Origin of the sequence: Xinfangfangia pollutisoli, assembly GCF_020179405.1 — a bacterium.
In the GTDB taxonomy this organism is placed as follows: domain Bacteria; phylum Pseudomonadota; class Alphaproteobacteria; order Rhodobacterales; family Rhodobacteraceae; genus Pseudogemmobacter; species Pseudogemmobacter pollutisoli.
In genome coordinates this window covers 33,299-50,276 of sequence record NZ_JAICBZ010000007.1, presented here as the reverse complement: position 1 = coordinate 50,276, position 16,978 = coordinate 33,299, and the positions used below count along the sequence as shown (strand labels likewise).

Annotated in this window: 25 protein-coding genes; 21 read left to right on the top strand and 4 right to left on the bottom strand. The window is 67.8% G+C overall.

The window, feature by feature from the left end; translation table 11 throughout:
• Positions 1-99 precede the first annotated feature (99 nt).
• Positions 100-993: a LysR family transcriptional regulator gene (locus K1Y73_RS04700; RefSeq protein WP_225026832.1), complete on the bottom strand. Its 894-nt coding sequence runs from the start codon at positions 991-993 to the stop codon at positions 100-102.
• Between the two features lie 180 nt (positions 994-1,173).
• Between K1Y73_RS04700 and K1Y73_RS04695 the strand changes: the two genes are divergently transcribed.
• From K1Y73_RS04695 to K1Y73_RS04625, 15 genes are all read left to right on the top strand, one after another.
• A complete protein-coding gene (locus tag K1Y73_RS04695; protein ID WP_225026830.1) occupies positions 1,174-1,719 on the top strand; it encodes a hypothetical protein in 546 nt (181 codons plus the stop codon).
• Positions 1,720-1,957: 238 nt separating this feature from the next.
• A complete protein-coding gene (ffh, locus tag K1Y73_RS04690) occupies positions 1,958-3,454 on the top strand; it encodes a signal recognition particle protein (protein WP_225026829.1) in 1,497 nt (498 codons plus the stop codon).
• A complete protein-coding gene (locus K1Y73_RS04685) occupies positions 3,451-4,026 on the top strand; it encodes a GNAT family N-acetyltransferase (RefSeq protein ID WP_225026827.1) in 576 nt (191 codons plus the stop codon). Before ffh ends, K1Y73_RS04685 begins: the two co-directional genes overlap by 4 nt.
• Positions 4,023-4,559 carry a GNAT family N-acetyltransferase gene (locus K1Y73_RS04680; protein WP_225026826.1) on the top strand — a complete coding sequence of 179 codons (537 nt, stop codon included), beginning with the start codon at positions 4,023-4,025 and terminating at the stop codon, positions 4,557-4,559. Before K1Y73_RS04685 ends, K1Y73_RS04680 begins: the two co-directional genes overlap by 4 nt.
• Entirely contained in the window at positions 4,556-5,089 is a 534-nt protein-coding gene (locus K1Y73_RS04675) for a GNAT family N-acetyltransferase (protein WP_225026824.1), read from the top strand. Before K1Y73_RS04680 ends, K1Y73_RS04675 begins: the two co-directional genes overlap by 4 nt.
• A gap of 103 nt (positions 5,090-5,192) precedes the next feature.
• Complete coding sequence (locus K1Y73_RS04670) at positions 5,193-5,486, top strand: chorismate mutase (protein ID WP_404819060.1); 294 nt, start codon at positions 5,193-5,195, stop codon at positions 5,484-5,486.
• A gap of 45 nt (positions 5,487-5,531) precedes the next feature.
• Positions 5,532-5,885 carry a 30S ribosomal protein S16 gene (rpsP, locus tag K1Y73_RS04665; protein WP_225026822.1) on the top strand — a complete coding sequence of 118 codons (354 nt, stop codon included), beginning with the start codon at positions 5,532-5,534 and terminating at the stop codon, positions 5,883-5,885.
• Positions 5,886-5,907: 22 nt separating this feature from the next.
• Entirely contained in the window at positions 5,908-6,072 is a 165-nt protein-coding gene (locus K1Y73_RS04660; protein WP_225026821.1) for a hypothetical protein, read from the top strand.
• Positions 6,069-6,584, top strand: coding sequence for a ribosome maturation factor RimM (gene rimM, locus K1Y73_RS04655; protein ID WP_225026820.1), 516 nt, complete (start codon positions 6,069-6,071; stop codon positions 6,582-6,584). Before K1Y73_RS04660 ends, rimM begins: the two co-directional genes overlap by 4 nt.
• Positions 6,585-6,640: 56 nt before the next feature.
• Entirely contained in the window at positions 6,641-7,216 is a 576-nt protein-coding gene (locus K1Y73_RS04650) for a hypothetical protein (protein WP_225026819.1), read from the top strand.
• A gap of 481 nt (positions 7,217-7,697) precedes the next feature.
• Positions 7,698-8,534, top strand: coding sequence for a tRNA (guanosine(37)-N1)-methyltransferase TrmD (trmD, locus tag K1Y73_RS04645; protein WP_225026817.1), 837 nt, complete (start codon positions 7,698-7,700; stop codon positions 8,532-8,534).
• A 324-nt stretch (positions 8,535-8,858) separates the two neighbouring features.
• On the top strand, positions 8,859-9,233 hold the full coding sequence (rplS, locus tag K1Y73_RS04640; protein WP_225026815.1) for a 50S ribosomal protein L19: 375 nt from the start codon (positions 8,859-8,861) through the stop codon (positions 9,231-9,233).
• A gap of 12 nt (positions 9,234-9,245) precedes the next feature.
• Positions 9,246-9,467, top strand: coding sequence for a 50S ribosomal protein L31 (rpmE, locus tag K1Y73_RS04635; protein ID WP_225026813.1), 222 nt, complete (start codon positions 9,246-9,248; stop codon positions 9,465-9,467).
• Positions 9,468-9,528: 61 nt separating this feature from the next.
• On the top strand, positions 9,529-9,939 hold the full coding sequence (locus K1Y73_RS04630) for a hypothetical protein (RefSeq protein ID WP_225026811.1): 411 nt from the start codon (positions 9,529-9,531) through the stop codon (positions 9,937-9,939).
• An 81-nt stretch (positions 9,940-10,020) separates the two neighbouring features.
• A complete protein-coding gene (locus K1Y73_RS04625; protein WP_225026810.1) occupies positions 10,021-10,830 on the top strand; it encodes a division plane positioning ATPase MipZ in 810 nt (269 codons plus the stop codon).
• Here the strand turns inward: K1Y73_RS04625 and K1Y73_RS04620 are convergent.
• Positions 10,799-10,966 (bottom strand): hypothetical protein, encoded by a 168-nt coding sequence (locus K1Y73_RS04620; RefSeq protein WP_225026808.1) that lies wholly within the window; start codon positions 10,964-10,966, stop codon positions 10,799-10,801. The genes K1Y73_RS04625 and K1Y73_RS04620 overlap by 32 nt on opposite strands.
• A gap of 181 nt (positions 10,967-11,147) precedes the next feature.
• Here K1Y73_RS04620 and K1Y73_RS04615 point away from each other — a divergent pair, with 181 nt between their 5' ends.
• A complete protein-coding gene (locus tag K1Y73_RS04615) occupies positions 11,148-12,668 on the top strand; it encodes a malonate--CoA ligase (protein ID WP_225026806.1) in 1,521 nt (506 codons plus the stop codon).
• Positions 12,669-12,768: 100 nt separating this feature from the next.
• Here K1Y73_RS04615 and K1Y73_RS04610 read toward each other — a convergent pair whose 3' ends face one another.
• Positions 12,769-13,155, bottom strand: a complete 387-nt coding sequence (locus K1Y73_RS04610) for an ArsR/SmtB family transcription factor (protein WP_225026804.1) — start codon at positions 13,153-13,155, stop codon at positions 12,769-12,771.
• A 214-nt stretch (positions 13,156-13,369) separates the two neighbouring features.
• On the opposite strand from K1Y73_RS04610, the gene K1Y73_RS04605 reads away from it, so the two are divergent.
• From K1Y73_RS04605 to K1Y73_RS04585, 5 genes are all read left to right on the top strand, one after another.
• Positions 13,370-13,714: an AtpZ/AtpI family protein gene (locus K1Y73_RS04605; protein WP_225026803.1), complete on the top strand. Its 345-nt coding sequence runs from the start codon at positions 13,370-13,372 to the stop codon at positions 13,712-13,714.
• A gap of 2 nt (positions 13,715-13,716) precedes the next feature.
• Entirely contained in the window at positions 13,717-14,499 is a 783-nt protein-coding gene (locus tag K1Y73_RS04600; RefSeq protein ID WP_318248219.1) for a F0F1 ATP synthase subunit A, read from the top strand.
• 47 nt (positions 14,500-14,546) lie between these two features.
• Entirely contained in the window at positions 14,547-14,783 is a 237-nt protein-coding gene (locus K1Y73_RS04595; RefSeq protein WP_225026802.1) for a F0F1 ATP synthase subunit C, read from the top strand.
• 81 nt (positions 14,784-14,864) lie between these two features.
• On the top strand, positions 14,865-15,416 hold the full coding sequence (locus K1Y73_RS04590) for a F0F1 ATP synthase subunit B' (RefSeq protein WP_225026801.1): 552 nt from the start codon (positions 14,865-14,867) through the stop codon (positions 15,414-15,416).
• Positions 15,417-15,420: 4 nt separating this feature from the next.
• On the top strand, positions 15,421-15,981 hold the full coding sequence (locus tag K1Y73_RS04585; RefSeq protein WP_225026800.1) for a F0F1 ATP synthase subunit B: 561 nt from the start codon (positions 15,421-15,423) through the stop codon (positions 15,979-15,981).
• A gap of 108 nt (positions 15,982-16,089) precedes the next feature.
• Here K1Y73_RS04585 and K1Y73_RS04580 read toward each other — a convergent pair whose 3' ends face one another.
• Complete coding sequence (locus K1Y73_RS04580; protein WP_225026799.1) at positions 16,090-16,857, bottom strand: FadR/GntR family transcriptional regulator; 768 nt, start codon at positions 16,855-16,857, stop codon at positions 16,090-16,092.
• Between the last annotated feature and the right edge of the window lie 121 nt (positions 16,858-16,978).

Below are 16,978 nucleotides of genomic sequence, written 5' to 3'. Positions count from 1 at the left end.
AAGGGAAGGCACGCCGGTCCCAAGCCGCCCGGGCCCGATGATCCTAGGCGCAAGCCTGCACGGCAGACAAGCCCGTGCTGGTGCCTGTGACCCCCGCGATCACTCCGCCGGGCCGCACAGTTTCCAGCCCTTGGCCACCTCTTTCAGATGGGTGACAAAGGCCTGTACCTTGCGGGTGCGGTGCAGGTCGACATGGGTGACGATCCACAGGGGCGAATCCCATTCGCTGCGCGGCGGCAGGATCTCGACCAGGCCCTCGCCCTCTTCGGCGCGATGGCCCGACAGAAAGCCGATGCCGATCCCCTCGCGCAGTGCCTGTTCCAGTGCCTGCGGTTCGGTCGTGCGGAAGATGCAGCGATCCGCCCCCACCCTTTCGCGCAGCCAGCGATAGAAGGGCGCGCGCGCGGCCTCGTTGTCGGGCAGGATGAAGCGGTGGCCGGCCAGATCGTCCTCGCCCGCGGGGCGGCCATGTTCGGCCACATAGCTTTCCGAGGCGTAAAGCCCGGTCTTGATCCGCACCAGGGGCTGGACCACGTTGTCGGGCTCTTCCGGGGCTGCACCGGCGCGGATCGCCACATGCGCCTCGCCGTAATCCAGCCGGAACAGCCGCATGTCGGTCAGAAAGCGCACGACGACTTCGGGATATTTCGCCTGGAAACTGGCCAGCACCGGCACCAGAAGCGAGGAGAGGCCCGAGATCGAGGTCACCACCAATTCGCCCGAGACCGACTCGCCCTGGCCCTTGATCCGATTGCCCAGCTGGACGAATTGCTCATCCGTCGCCTGGGCCACGGTCAGCAGATCGCGCCCCGCCTCGGTCGGCGTATAGCCGCGGGCATGGCGCTGGAACAGCCGCGTCCCCAGCCGCTTTTCCAGCGCGTCGATATGGCGGATCACGGTTGCATGATGCACCCCCAGCACATCGGCCGCGCCCGAAACGGTGCCCAGCCGGGCAACCTGATAGGCGGTGCGGATCTCGTCCCAATTCTCCATGCGCAGGGCTCCTGTGCGATCATGCACAGACCTTGCCGAAATATGGCGCGATTTCAAGGGGCGGCCGGCGCAATCTTCGCATCCCCGCGGTTCGGGGGATCCGGATCTTGACGCAAGCCGCGGCGCGCGGGCAGCCTGCGCCCATGGCCGTCCTGTCCATTTCCGGTCCGAGGTTTCCCGATGAAGATCCGCGAGACTTCCGCCGCGCGGCTGGTGCTGCGCGAAGAGCCGCTGTCGAAGGCCGTTCTGGTGGGCCTTCTGCTGCTGGCCGATGCGATTTTTCTGCTGTCCTTCGGTCAGGGCGGCGGCAGCCTGGCCCTTGTGGGCTGGGTTGTCCTGGTGCTGATCCTGGGCTTCGCGGCGGTCGAGCTGCGGCGGGCGCGGCTTTGGCTTGACCGCGACAGCGGCCAGGGCGAGTTGCGCATCCGCGCGCTGATCGGATCGCGGCAAGAGGGGTTCGCGCTGGCATCGATCCGCAGGGCAGAGGTCGAGGAAAGGCGTGACACCGGCAGCGATCCCGACCGGAGCGGCGCGGGGAGCAGCACCATCCGCCGCCCGATCCTACGGATGACCGACCGGCCCGACCTGCCCTTGCGCGCGGCCTGGACCTCGGGCGATGGCGGCGCGCATCTGGTGAAGGCGATCAACCGCTGGCTGGATCAGGCCCGGATCGAGACCCGCAATCCGGCCCCCGATCAGGCCCCGCCCGGCCCCCCGCCGCGCTGACAGGCCGGCCTTTCCGCGCCCAGGCCCTGGCGTTGCGGCTTTGCTTTCTTGACTCGCGCCGCCCTTCGGCGTATCGCACCGCCTGAATTCCCCGGAGGCATAGGCTTCCGGTCCCATTGGCGCATGGCCAGGGATCGACATCCGTCAGCGCGGTTGCGCCCACGGGTGCGGTTCTGCTTTGCGTCCTGCCACCGCCGCCCCATATCGGGGCAGACCGAAACGCCGAAAGGGTGACGCGATGTTCGAAAGCCTCTCAGAACGCCTTGGCGGGGTCTTTGACCGTCTGACCAAACAGGGCGCGCTGACCGAAGCCGATGTGATCACCGCGCTGCGCGAAGTGCGGGTGGCGCTGCTCGAGGCCGACGTCTCGCTGCCGGTTGCGCGCGACTTCATCAAGCGGGTGCAAGAGAAGTCGACCGGCTCGGCGGTGACGAAATCGATCACCCCCGGCCAGATGGTGGTGAAATTCGTCCATGACGAATTGGTGCGCACCCTGCAGGGCGATGGCCCGGCCGATGCGCTGAAGATCGACAATCCGCCGGCGGCGATCCTGATGGTCGGCCTGCAGGGCTCGGGCAAGACCACGACCACGGCCAAGCTGGCCAAGCGTCTGAAGGACCGCAGCGGCAAGCGCGTGCTGATGGCCAGCCTCGACACCAACCGCCCGGCCGCGATGGAGCAGCTGGCGATCCTGGGCGGGCAGATCGGCGTCGACACGCTGCCGATCGTCAAGGGCGAGACGGCGGTGCAGATCGCCAAGCGCGCCAAGACCCAGGCCTCGCTTGGCGGCTATGATGTGCTGTTCCTCGATACCGCCGGGCGTCTGCATATCGACGAAGTCCTGATGGACGAGGTGCAGTCGGTGCGCGACATCGCCCAGCCGCGGGAAACCCTGCTGGTGGTCGACGGTCTGACCGGCCAGGACGCGGTGAATGTCGCCGCCGAATTCGACGGCAAGGTCGGCATCTCGGGCGTCGTGCTGACGCGGATGGATGGCGACGGCCGCGGCGGTGCTGCCCTGTCGATGCGCGCCGTCACCGGCAAGCCGATCCGCTTTGTCGGCCTGGGCGAGAAGATGGACGCGCTGGAAACCTTCGACGCCGAACGCGTCGCGGGCCGCATCCTGGGCATGGGCGATATCGTCGCCCTGGTCGAGAGGGCGCAGGAAACCTTCGAGGCCGAGCAGGCCGAACGCATGGCCAAGCGCTTCCAGAAGGGTCTGTTCAACATGAACGACCTGCGGATGCAGCTGGAGCAGATGCTGAAGATGGGCGGCATGCAAAGCCTGATGGGCATGATGCCCGGCATGTCGGGCATGGCCAAGAAGGCCGAAGAGGCGGGCCTGAACGACAAGATGCTCAAGCGCCAGATCGCGCTGATCCAGTCGATGACCAAGAAGGAACGCGCCAATCCCGACCTGCTGGCGGCCAGCCGCAAGAAGCGCATCGCCCAGGGCGCGGGGCTGGATGTGGCCGATCTGAACCGGCTGTTGAAGCAACACAAGCAGATGGCCGACATGATGAAGAAGATGGGCAAGGGGGGGATGATGAAACAGGCCATCAAGTCCTTCCTGGGCAAGGGCGGCATGCCCGACCCGTCGAAAATGTCGCCCGAACAGATGTCGGAACTGGCCAAGGGCATTGGCCAGGGCATGGGCGGGGCCGGTGGTCTGCCGGGCCTGCCGCGCGGCATGTCGCTGCCCTCGGGCCTGTCGGGGCTGATGAAGAAGAAATGACCTCCTACCGTCTCGATCAGGATGAACAGGGCAGGCCGGTCCTCTGGACCGCGCGTCTGCGCCTGCGCCTGCCCGCGATGAAGGATCTTTCGCCCGGCTTCCGCTTCTGGTCGTCCGAGCGGTCGCATATGATGGGCGGGCCCTGGTCGCGCGACCAGACCCGCGACGCCTTTCACGATCTGCTCGACCAGTGGCACCGCCACGGCTTTTCGCTGTTCAGCGTGACGCTGCACGGCTCGGACACCGCCATTGGCGGGATCGGCCCGTTCTTCCCCTTCAAGCATCGCGAGCCCGAACTGGGCTGGAGCCTGTGGCGCCTGGCCGATGAGGGCAAGGGCCTGGCCTACGAGGCCGCCGCCGCCGCCCGCGACTGGTTCTTCGCCCATTCCGGCCACAAGACCGCGGTCAGCTATACCGATCCGGCCAATGCCCGCTCGCACCGGCTGTGCGAACGGCTGGGCGGGGTGGTCGATCCGCGGGCCTGGTGCCCGGATGCCGAGCCGACGCTGACCTATCGCCATTACGCGCCCGGCCATGCGCCGGCCGATCTGTCGCGCGGGGCGCTGGCATGATCGCGCGCCCCGACACCATCCGCTTCGCCGCGGCGCCGCTGATCGAGACCCGGCGCCTGCGGCTGCGCATGCCGGTCTTTGCCGATTTCGCCCATCGGCAGGCCTTCTATGCCGATGACCGCTCGGTCTGGGAGGGCGGGCCCTTCACTGCCGAACAGGCCTGGCGCATCTTCGCCTCGGAAGTCGGGCAATGGCCGCTGATGGGCTTCGGCCCCTTCTCGGTCGACGATCGCACGAGCGGCGCCTATCTGGGCGAGGTCGGCATCTACCAGCCCGCGGGCTATCCCGAGCCCGAGCTGGGCTGGTTCGTCACCGCCGCCGCCGAGGGGCGCGGCATCGCGGCCGAGGCGGCGCGCGCTGTCATGCTTTGGGCGCGGCAAAGCTTTGGCTGGGATCACATCGACAATTACATCGACCCCGGCAATGAACGCTCGATCGCGCTGGGCCTGCGGCTGGGCGGCTGTCGGGTCGAGGCGCCCGGCGCCGATCCGACCGATGTTGTCATCCGCCACGACCTGCGGGGGCTGGCATGAGCGTGCATCTGGCCGGCATCCCCGAACTCCAGACCGAACGGCTGCGCCTGCGCGCGCCCGGTCCGCAGGATTTCGACGCCTATGCCACCTATTTCGCCGAGCCGCGCAGCCGCTATACCGGCGGCCCGCTGGACCGCGCCACCGCCTGGCGCGGCTTCGCCGCCCAGATCGGCCATTGGCACTTGCGCGGCTACGGGCTTTGGACCCTGACCCTGCGCGACAGCGATGCGGCGATCGGCCATGTCGGCTTCTGGAACCCGGAAGGCTGGCTGGAACGCGAAATCGGCTGGGTGCTGTATCCCGGCCACGAGGGGCAGGGCCTGGCCTATGAGGCGGCCATGGCCGCGCGGGCGCATGCCTATGGGCCCTTGGGCTGGGGGGCGCTGATCTCGGTCATCGCGCCCGAGAATGCCCGCTCGATCGCGCTGGCCCGCCGGATGGGGGCGGTGTTTGAACGTGACTGGATCGCGCCCTCGGGCAAGGCTGCGGTGATCTACCGCCATCCGGCGCCGGCCGAGGGGGCAGCATGAGACACGCGATTCAGGTCTTTGTGCCGTCCTGCGTCTTCCCCGAAGGAAGACGCAAGGAAGACGCGGGCAAGACCGCTGAAAGACCGAACGGAAGGGGGGCCTGATGGACGCCGCGACGAAAGCCGCCGAGCTGTTGAAGGAGCATCGCCAGTCGATCGACCGGCTGGACGCGATCCTGGTCTATACGCTGGCCGAACGCTTCAAGCACACCCAGGGCGTGGGCCGGCTGAAGGCCGAACACGCGCTGCCGCCTTCGGACCCCGCGCGGGAGGCGCGCCAGATCGACAGGCTGCAGAAACTGGCGGTCGAGGCCGATCTCGATCCCGAATTCGCCAAGAAATTCCTGAACTTCGTCATCTCCGAAGTCATCAGGCACCACGAGAGTTTCCAGAAGTAGGGCGGGGATCCCCCGCTTATCCAAGCCATCCAAAGGAGAAACACCATGGCTATGAAAATCCGTCTCGCCCGTGGCGGCTCGAAGAAGCGCCCGTTCTACGCGATCGTCGCGACCGATTCGCGCATGCCGCGCGACGGCCGCTTCCTTGAAAAGCTGGGCACCTACAACCCGCTCTTGGCCAAGGATGACGAAAAGCGCGTCGTCATGAACATGGAACGCGTCAACCACTGGCTGGCCCAGGGCGCGCAACCCACGGATCGCGTTGCGCGTTTCCTGGAAGCCGCCGGCGCCCGCCCGAAGACCGAGCGCAGCAATCCGAAGTCGGCCGTGCCGGGCAAGGCCATGGCCGAACGCGCCGCGAAGAAGGCCGCCCGCGCCGCCGAGCCGGCTTCGGAATAAGCCAAGGCTTGGGGGGCGTGCGATGATCCCGGGCCTTGGCCTTCTGCGCCGGACGGTGACGCTGGCGCTGTGCGGGGCGGCCTTCTGGGCCGGCTTCCGCCTGGCCGAAAGCGGCCAGCCCGGCGCCTGCCGCTCGGCCGGCGGGGCCTGGGATGCGCGCGGCTTCTGCACGGGGGCCGCGCCATGAGCGGGGCCTCCGAAGACCGGATCTGCGTCGGCGCCATCGCCGGCGCCTTCGGTGTCTCGGGCGAGGTGCGGCTGAAAAGCTTCTGCACCGAAGCCACTGACATTGCCGCCTATGGGCCGCTCTGGACCAAGGACGGCAGCCGCAGCTTCACCGTCAAGCTGACCCGCCCGGTGGCGGGGGGGCTTGGCGCGCGGCTGTCGGGGGTTGGCACCAAGGAAGCCGCCGATGCCCTGAAGGGCACCGAGCTTTACGCCGATCGCGACCGGCTGCCCGCGCTGCCGGATGACGAATTCTATCATGCCGACCTGATCGGCCTGCTGGTCCGCGACCCGGGCGGGGCCGAGATCGGCCGCGTCACCGCCGTGCATGACCATGGCGCCGGGGATCTGTTGGAAATCGCCGCTCCGGGACGCAAATCCGCCCTACTTCTGCCCTTTACCCGGGCAAACGTTCCCACCGTGGACATTGCCGGCGGTTGTCTGGTGGTCGATGTGCCCGAGGGGCTTGACTGACCCTTCGTGCCTCGACCCGGCCAGACGGACGGGCCGGCCGGCAGGAGGGATGCAGGATGCGGATCGGGGCAAGGCTGCTGCAGACGGCGGGTGTTGCGCTGTATCTGGGGCCGCTGCTGGCGGGCCTGGCGGGCTTCGGCTGGGGGCTGATGCCGCCGTTTCTGGCGATCTTCACCCTGTGGCTGGCGGTGACCCGGCCGCAGCAATGGCCGCAGGCGCCGGGCGACTGGCTGCGGCGCGAAACCTGGCTGGCCGTGGCCGCGCAGGTGCTGGCCCAGGCGCTGCTGGTGGCGGTCTGCTTCGGCCTGGGGCGCGGCATCGGCGGGGTTGCGGGCACGCTGCCGGATCTGCACCCGATCCTGCCCTTGATCCTGTCCACTTCGGGGCTGGTGCTGGCGCGGCTGGTCTGGAACCCCGAACAGGCCCTGGCCGAGGGCCGCTCGATCGACGAATTGCTGTATCCCCTACCGCGCCCGCCCCGCGCCCGCCGCCTGGTGCCGGGCGATGGCGTGGCGCTGGAGGCGCTGCTGGTCCTGCCCGACGCGGCCCCCGCCGCCGAAGCGCTGGCGCTGCTTGACGATCTTCTCGACGATGCCGACAGTTTCGTCCTGCTGGGTAGTGTCTCAGTTTGAAATCTGGCGGGGTTGACAGGTATCGCCGCGCCGCTTCGCATCCTATATGCCTACCGTGAAGCATAGGAGGCAGTATGTCATTCTGGGTGTCGCACATGTCGCCGCACAAACGGGCGAGGGTTCATAAGGGAGACTGCCCTGACTGCCGAGAAGGTCAAGGGCAGCAAGGTCAGCACCGCACTGGATCGGGTGCAACTGGATGGGATGGCCCGTTTGAGACGGTTGCGGCTGCGCAAACATTTATGATGGAACGCTTCGCACACTTCAAAGACACCGCCATGTGTGGCCGGTGTAAGCCAGGAGTAGTTTGATGCCCAAAGGTCCAAACGGAGAAAAGCGCCCCGCAGAGGCGGGGCCGCGCCCCACCCCCGCCCGCCGCGCCGCCCCGCCGCGCCTGCAAAGCGCCTGAGCCGCGCCTCGGCACCGGGGCGCGCTGCGGCACCCGCTTTCCCCGCGCCGCGATTGCGGCTAAAGGGCGGACATGTCCGATCCTGCCGATCCGTCCGCGCCGCCGCCCGCCAAGCCCAGCCTCAGCCATGGCCGGCTGTCGATCCGCGCCAGCCTGACGCCCCGCGACCTGATGGAGGAACCGCGCCTGCTGCGCGGCGCCTTCGAGGCGCGGGTGGTGACCCTGTTCCCCGAGGCCTTTCCCGGCACGCTGGGCCTGTCGCTGACCGGCAAGGCGCTGGATCTGGGCCTGTGGCGGCTGCAGACCCTGGCGCTGCGCGATTTCGGCGAGGGCAAGCATCGCAATGTCGATGACACGCCGGCCGGCGGCGGGGCGGGCATGGTGCTGCGCCCCGATGTGGTCGACCGCGCGCTGCGCGCCGCCTCGGACGGCATCGCCGCGCCGCGCGCCGCCTGGCCGGTGGTCTATCTGTCGCCGCGCGGGCGGCCCTTCGATCAGGCCATGGCGCGGCGCTGGGCTTCGGGCGCGGGGCTGACGATGCTTTGCGGCCGGTTCGAGGGTGTCGACCAGCGGGTGCTGGACCATTGGCAGGCCGAAGAGGTCAGCCTGGGCGATTTCGTCCTGACCGGCGGCGAGATCGCGGCCCAGGCGATGCTGGATGCGGTGGTGCGGCTTCTGCCCGGCGTCTTGGGCAATGCCGCCTCGACCGAAGAGGAAAGCTTCTCGGACGGGCTTTTGGAACATCCGCAATACACCCGTCCGGCGGTCTGGGAAGGGCGCGAGATTCCGGCGGTGCTGACCGGCGGCAATCACGGCGAAGTGGCGAAATGGCGCCGGGCCGAGGCCGAGAAACTGACGGCCGAACGCCGCCCCGACCTGTGGGCCCGCCACCTGGCGCGCAAGGGCTGAACCGGGCGCCCGGGCTTGCGCCTTTTGCCGCGATCCCTGCGCCGCCGCCTGACCGCCGCCTGACCGCGGGCCGCTCTTGACCGGCGCCCCCTGCGCGCCTATACGCGCCCGGTCCGGGGCGTCAGCCCGCCGGACCCGATTCCCTATGCCGTGACCCGGGGGCTTCGCCCGGACCGCCGGCAGGGGGCGGCGACGAAAGCACAGCAGGCCCCATCTCTGGCGGGCTTTCCCGGGCAACCGGGAAGGGACCCGGGCGAAGACCGAGAGCTCTGGCGCGGCATCACCTCTGCGGCATACCGCAGGCAGTCATGGAGAACCTGGCGCATGAACCTCATCGCCCAGATCGAAGCCGAGCAGATCGCGGCGCTCGGCAAGACCATTCCGGATTTCAAGGCCGGCGACACGATCCGCGTCGGCTATCGCGTCAAGGAAGGCAACCGCACCCGCGTGCAGGCCTATGAAGGCGTCTGCATCGGCCGCAAGGGCGGCGCCACGCTGGCCGCCTCCTTCACCGTGCGCAAGATCTCGTTCGGCGAAGGCGTCGAGCGCGTCTTCCCGCTGTACTCGACCAATATCGAGACGATCGACGTCGTCCGCCGCGGCAAGGTTCGCCGCGCGAAGCTGTACTACCTGCGCGCGCGCCGCGGCAAGTCGGCCCGGATCGCGGAAGACAGCAATTACAAAGCCAAAGCCGAATAAGGAGCAGCCGAGATGAAAGAAGGGATCCACCCCGAATATCACTTCATCGAAGTGAAGATGACCGACGGCAGCACCTATCGCACCAAGTCGACCTGGGGCAAGGAAGGCGACACGCTGTCTCTCGACATCGACCCGCTGTCGCATCCGGCCTGGACCGGCCAATCGGCCAAGCTGATGGATACCGGCGGCCGGGTGTCGAAGTTCAAGAACAAATATGCCGGCCTGGGCTTCTGATCCGGCGGCAGGAAAAGCGGGGCGCATCTTCGGATGCGCCCTTTTTCGTTGCGTCCTGCCTTTGGCACTGACCCTTGCCGCGGCACTGCCCGCGCGGGCCGATCTGTTCGAGGATCTGGCCGGCAGTTACGGCGCCGCCTTCCGCAAGGATCTGTCCTGCGCTGTCGCCCCGCATCGGCTCAGCTTCTCGGCCGATCGGCGCCGGGCGCATTTCCAGCTGTCGGCGCCCACGCGCGACTATCAGGGCGCGCTGCGCAGCCAGGCCGATTACACGGTGCTGGGCTGGGACGAGACCGGCATCCGCATGCAGCTGGACGGAGAGACCCGGCTGACCGAGGGCGGCGTGCCGGTGGTGTGGATCCTGCGCAAGGCCGCCGGGCTGGACGGCTATTGCTGGGGCCGCACCGACTGGCCGCAGGGGCGCTGTCAGCATCTGATGCTGCGCTGCGCCGAGGATCTGCCGCTGGGCTAGGGCGGCTTGTCGCCGAAAGGGTCTTCCCCTTTCGGCACGGGATTGCCAATAGAGGGGCGGATCACAAGGGGGGCAGGGCCCATGGCGCATATCATCGTCGTCGGCAACGAGAAGGGCGGATCGGGCAAATCCACCACCTGCATGCATGTCGCCACCGCGCTGGCGCGGATGGGCCATCGTGTCGGGGCGCTGGATCTTGACCTGCGTCAGCGCTCGTTCGGCCGCTACGTCGAAAACCGCCGCGCCTGGCTGGCGAAATCGGGGCTGGACCTGCCGACGCCGGATTACCGCGAGCTGCCCGAGGTCGATCCTGCAACGCTGGCCCCGGGCGAGAATGCCTTTGACCAGCGCCTGACCGCCGTTGTGGCCGATCTGGATCCGGTGAAGGATTTCATCCTGATCGACTGTCCCGGCAGCCATACCCGGCTGAGCCAGGTTGCGCATTCGCTGGCCGATACGCTGATCACGCCGCTGAACGACAGTTTCGTCGATTTCGACCTGCTGGCGCGCATCGACCCCGACAGCGGCAAGGTGAAGGGCCCGTCGATCTATTCGGAAATGGTCTGGGGCGCGCGGCAGCTGCGGGCGCAGGCGGGGCTGAAGCCGATCGACTGGATCGTGCTGCGCAACCGGCTGGGCGCCCAGCAGATGCACAACAAGAAGAAGGTTGGCGCCGCGCTGGAAGACCTGTCGCGCCGGATCGGCTTTCGCGTGGCGCCCGGCTTTTCCGAACGGGTGATCTTCCGCGAACTGTTCCCGCGCGGGCTGACGCTTTTGGACCTGAAGGATACCGGGGTCGAGCAGCTGAACCTGTCGAACCTGGCCGCGCGGCAGGAATTGCGCGACCTGATCGCGGCGCTCAAGCTTCCCGGGGTTCAGGTCGCGTTCTGAACAGGACCGCCCGCGCCACCGAAACCCGGCGCACGCCGCCCAGCTTCTGCAGCCGCTGGTCGAAGATCGCATCCGGCCGCGGCGTCTGGCTCCGCTTGCGGCACAGGATCTGCAGCATGTCGAGAAATCTGGCCATCCGCCCGTCCTCCATCGTCTTGCATTTTATCTAGCCTCCGAAGCGGGGCGGGTTTGTGGCGGGGCGCGGGGGAAATCGCGGCGGCGCGGGGCGGGCCGGCGACAGACTGTTTCCCGGGCTTGAGCGGCCGGCCGCGCCATGGCAGGACGGCGGCAGGACGGCGGCAGAGGCGGAGGATGCCATGACCAATATGCTGTATGACGCGCTGTTCGCGCCGCTGGCCGGGCGGGACAGGGGTTTTCTGCTGCTGGACGACGGGCGCGAGATCAGCGGCGCCGCCTTCCTGGCCATGGTGGCCCGGGCCGGCCATGCGCTGCAGGCGGCGGGGCTGCGCGCGGGCGACCGGGTGGCGGTGCAAGTGGCGAAATCGCCCGAGGCGCTGGCGATCTATGGCGCCAGCGTCGCGCTGGGGGCGGTGTTCCTGCCGCTGAACACCGCCTATACGCCGGTCGAACTGGACTATTTCCTGGGCGATGCGACCCCGGCGGTCTTCCTTTGCGATCCGGCGGCCGAGGCGGCCCTGGCGCCGCTGGCCGCCCGCCACGGCGCGCGGCTCTTCACGCTGGACGCGGCCGGGGCGGGCAGCTTTGCCGCCGCGATGGCAGACCAGCCCGGCACGCTGACCCCCGCGCCGCGCGGCGAGGCCGATCTGGCGGCCATCCTTTACACCTCGGGCACCACCGGACGGTCGAAAGGCGCGATGCTGACCCAGGGCAATCTTCTGTCCAATGCCCGGGTTCTGGCCGATCTGTGGCGCTTCACCGCCGAGGACGTGCTGCTGCATGCCCTGCCGATCTTCCACACCCACGGGCTGTTCGTCGCCTCGAACATCAGCCTGTTGACCGGCGGGCAGATGATCTTCCTGCCGGGCTTCGATCTGGAGGCGGTGCTGCGCGCCCTGCCGCGGGCGACGGCGATGATGGGGGTGCCGACCTTCTACACCAGGCTTCTCGACACGCAGCGCTTCACCCGCGACCTTTGCGCAGGCATGCGGCTGTTCATCTCGGGCTCGGCGCCGCTTTTGGCCGAAACCCATCGCGCCTTCGCGGAACGGACCGGCCACCGCATCCTGGAACGCTACGGCATGACCGAGACCAACATGAACACCTCGAACCCCTATGACGGCGACCGCCGCCCCGGCACGGTGGGGTTTCCCCTGCCGGGGGTCGCGTTGCGGATCATGGCCGAGGGCGCCGAGGTGACCGGCCCCGGTGAGGCGGGCGTGATCGAGGTGCGGGGGCCGAATGTCTTTGCCGGCTATTGGCAGATGCCCGAGAAGACGGCCGAAGAGCTGCGCCCCGATGGCTGGTTCATCACCGGCGATATCGGGCGGCGCGATGAAGACGGCTATGTCCAGATCGTCGGCCGGGCCAAGGATCTGGTGATCTCGGGCGGGTTCAACATCTATCCGGTCGAGGTCGAGGCCGAGCTGGACGCCCAGCCGGGGGTTCTGGAAAGCGCGGTCGTGGGCCTGCCGCACCCGGATTTCGGCGAGGCGGTCTTCGCCGTTCTGGTGGCGCAGAAGGGCGTGGCGCTGGAGGCGCAGACGGTGCTGGACGGGATCCGCGACCGGCTGGCGCGGTTCAAGCAGCCGAAAGCGGCGGTGGTGGTCGCGGCGCTGCCGCGCAACACCATGGGCAAGGTGCAGAAGGCCGAATTGCGCAAGACCTATGCGGGCTGGTTCGCGACGCCCCAGGCCTAGGGGCGGGGCGGCCGGCCCCGGGGCTCTGCCCCGGACCCCGGGATATTTTTGCAGAGAGGAAGGCGGCAGGGGCAGGGCTTTTTGCGGCCTTCCTCTCTGTCTAAATATCCCCGCCGGAGGCGCTGACCGCGTCGCTTGTGCTGTCTTCGGGGGAAAGTTCCTGTTCAAGGAAGCGCTCGAACGCGTCAAGATCGACCGGATCGAACTGGCCGAAGCCCTGCATCCAGACCGAGGCGGCGCGCAGCGCGTCGGGTTCCAGCTTGCACCAGATCACCCGTCCGCGGCGTTCTCGGCTGATCAGCCCGGCCTCGGCCAGCGCGGCCAGATGTTTCGAGATCGCGGCCAGGCTCATCGCGAAGGGTTCGGCCACATCGGTCACCGCCATGTCGTCTTCCAGAAGCATCGACAGGATCGCCCGCCGGGTCGGATCGGCCAGGGCGGCGAAGACCTGGGTCAGCCGGTCGGGCGGGGGGGCAGGGCTGGACATGGGCCATGCTTCGGGGCGGGGCGGGGAATTGTCAACCGCGGGGTTGAATATGCGCCCGGGGCGAAATCGGCGCCCGCGCCCCGGCGCGCATTCTGTCGCGCTGCAGGGGATTTCTTTCAGATCAAGGGCTTGTGCCGGTCTGGTCGCGCCATATGCCCGGTTGACTCGACAGGCCCCGCCCCCTAGAGATGCGGCAACTGCCAAAGGGGGCCAGATGGCTTCGGAACCCGATCCCGATCGCCTGCGCGCGCTGGAAGACCGGCTCGCCAAGCTGCGGGGAAAGCCGAAGCCTGAACGCAGCCAGACGGCAAAGGGTTTCTCGCAGGGCGAGGTGGCCTGGAGGATGGTGATCGAGCTGGCGACCGGCATCGTGTTCGGGGTTGGCATCGGTTACGGGCTGGACGTGCTGATCGGCACGCTGCCGCTCTTCCTGGCGATCTTCTCGCTTGTGGGCTTCGCCGCGGGGGTGCGCACCATGCTGGGCACCGCGCGCGAGGTGCAGGCGCGCGAGATGCAGGACAAGACGCCGCCCAAGGGCGGGCAGGATCAAGGGGGCTGAACGTGGCGACTGGCACCGAAGAGCATGTGGTCGAGGGCGCGGAGCATGCCGGCGGGCTGGCGATCCATCCGATGGACCAGTTCATCGTCAAGCCGCTGTTCGGCGACGGTCCGGTGGAATGGTACACGGTCACCAATGTGACGCTGTGGATGGCGATTTCCGTCGTCGTGCTGCTGGGGCTGTTCGTGCTGGCCACCAGCCGCCGCGGCATCATCCCGTCGCGTCTGCAATCGGTGGCCGAACTGTTCTACGGCTTCATCTACAACATGGTCGAGGATGTGACCGGCCATGAAGGGGCGAAGTTCTTCCCCTATGTCATGACCCTGTTCATGTTCATCTTCCTGGCAAATATCCTTGGCCTGATCCCGATGAGCTTCACCACCACCAGCCATGTCGCGGTGACCGCGGTTCTGGCGCTGGCGGTCTTCCTGACGGTCACGCTGGTCGGCTTCTACCGCAAGGGCCTGGGCTTCCTGTCGATGTTCTGGGTCTCGTCGGCGCCGCTGATCCTGCGCCCGGTTCTGGCGCTGATCGAAGTGATTTCCTACTTCGTCCGCCCGCTGTCGCATTCCATTCGTCTTGGCGGCAACCTGATGGCCGGTCACGCCGTGATCAAGGTCTTCGCGGGCTTCGCCGGCGCCATGGGCATCGCCTCGGTCGTGCCGATCGCCGCCATCGCTGCGATCTACGGGCTGGAACTGCTCGTCGCCGCCGTGCAGGCCTATGTCTTCACCATTCTGACCTGCGTCTATCTGCGTGACGCGGTGGGCGAAGCCCACCACTAAGGTCCGAACCTCAACCTCAGCCAATTCCAGAAACAGGAGTACTCATCATGGAAGGCGAACTCGCGCAAATGGGCAAGTTCATCGGCGCCGGTCTGGCGACGATGGGTCTGGGCGGCGCCGGCATCGGCGTGGGCCATATCGCTGGCAACTTCCTTGCCGGCGCCCTGCGCAACCCCTCGGCGGCCCCGTCGCAGATGGCCAACCTCTTCGTCGGCATCGCCTTCGCGGAAGCTCTGGGCATCTTCTCGTTCCTGGTCGCCCTGCTGCTGATGTTCGCCGTCTGATCCGGCATCTGACGCTTTAACAGGGCGGGCGCCGGGAGACCGGCGCCTGCCCGCGTCCGAAGGGTCCGATGGGGGACGAAGATGGCAACAGAACCAATCCTTGAAGAAGCCGCTGGCCAATGCGTGAACGCGCATGGCGGCGCCATCGGCATGCCGCAGCTTTGCGCCGAATGGATCCCGAACCAGGTGTTCTGGCTGGTCGTCACGCTGGTCGTGATGTTCCTGATCCTGTCGCGCATCGCCCTGCCGCGGATCGGCGCGATCCTGGCGGAACGCAAGGGCACGATCACCAATGACCTGGCGGCGGCGGAAGAGCTGAAGCACAAGGCGGTGGCGGCCGAGAAGGCCTTCAACGACGCGCTGGCGACGGCGCGGACCGAGGCAGGCAAGATCGTTGCCGCGGCCAAGGCCGACATCCAGAAGGATCTGGACGCGGCGACGGCGCGGGCCGATGCCGAGATCGCGGTGAAAACCGCGGAATCGGAAAAGCGCCTGGCCGAGATCCGGGCCGGCACGATGGACGCGGTCGAAGCGGTGGCGCGCGACACGGCGGGCGCGCTGGTCGCGGCGCTGGGCGGGTCGGCGGATCAGGCGGTGGTCGATGCCGCGGTCGCAAACCGGCTGAAAGGATAAGGCGATGAAGAAGCTTTCCGTTCTCTTCGCCCTGATCGCCAGCGCCAGCCCGGCTCTGGCGGCCTCGGGCCCGTTCTTCAGCCTGCACAACACCAACTTCGTGGTGCTGGTGGCCTTCCTGATCTTCATCGGCGTGCTGGTCTATATGGGCGTGCCGAAGAAGCTGACCGGGCTTCTGGATGCGCGCGCCGCGCAGATCAAGGCCGAGCTGGAAGAAGCCCGCGCGCTGCGGGAAGAAGCCAAGTCGGTGCTGGCCTCGTATGAGCGCAAGCAGAAGGACGTGGCCGAGCAGACCGACCGCATCATCTCGACCGCGAAGGAAGAGGCGATGGCGGCGGCCGAACAGGCCAAGGCCGAGCTGCAGCGGTCGATCGCCCGCAGGCTTCAGGCCGCGGAAGAGCAGATCGCGGCGGCCGAAGGCGCGGCGCTGCGTCACGTGCGGGAACGCGCTGTGGCGGTGGCCGTTGCTGCGGCGGGCGAGATCCTGGCCAAGCAGATGACGACCGAGGCCGCCAATGCCTCGATCGACGAAGCGATCGAGACGGTCGGCGCCAAGCTGCACTGACCCTGCCCGCAAGATCGGAAAACGCCCCGTGCCGCAAGGCCGGGGCGTTTTTCATTGTGATTTCTCGAAGAAAGATCGGCCTGCCTGGGGTCTTGGCGCCGGGCTGCCCTAGCGGCTTTGTTCGTGTTCGAAGCGTTGCCGCGCGATGGCCTCGTTGCGCTCGGCGCGCAGCTGATCCTGCAGCGACTGCACCACATAATCCATATGCGCCTCGACCGCCGCCCGCGAACCCGCCGGATCGCGGGCCTGAATGGCGGTGTTCATCGCCCGGTGGTGGTCCAGCAGGCAATCCCGGGTCAGCCGGTTCTTGAACAGCATCTGCCGGTTGTAGAACACGCCCTGCCGCAGCAGATCGAACATCGACCGCATCATGTGCAGCATGATCACGTTATGGCTGGCCTCGATGATCGCCATATGGAACTGGGCGTCCAGCTCGGCCTCGTCGGTCGGATCGCGCTTCTGATGGGCGGCCTCCATCTTGCGGTAGATCGCATCGACCACTTTCAGATCGGTGTCCGAGGCCAGGCGGGCGGCGCGTTCGGCCGTCAGCCCCTCCATGTCGCGGCGGAAGGCGATATAGTCGAAGACCGCCTCGTCATGGGCCGAGAACAGCTGGATCAGCGCCGGCGAGAAGGCCGAGCCCAGAACCTCGGCCACGAAGACGCCCGATCCGGCGCGGCTGGTCAGCAGACCGCGCTCGGACAGATCGGCGATGGCATCGCGCAGGCTGGGGCGGGACACGCCCAGCCGTTCGGCCAGATCGCGTTCGGGCGGCAGACGCTCGCCGGGGCGCAAGATGCCGCGCAGGATCAGCTGCTCGATCTGGCGCACGACCGAGGAGGACAGTTTTTCGGGTTGGACCTTGAGAAACGGCATTGCATGTCTTCGCCCCGACTGTGGGGATTGGTTTGAATTTATGACCAATACTAAGCCGATCTCAACAAAAAACCAAAGCCCGCGGCGGCGGGCTTTGGCGATACATGCGGGCGCCTTGCGG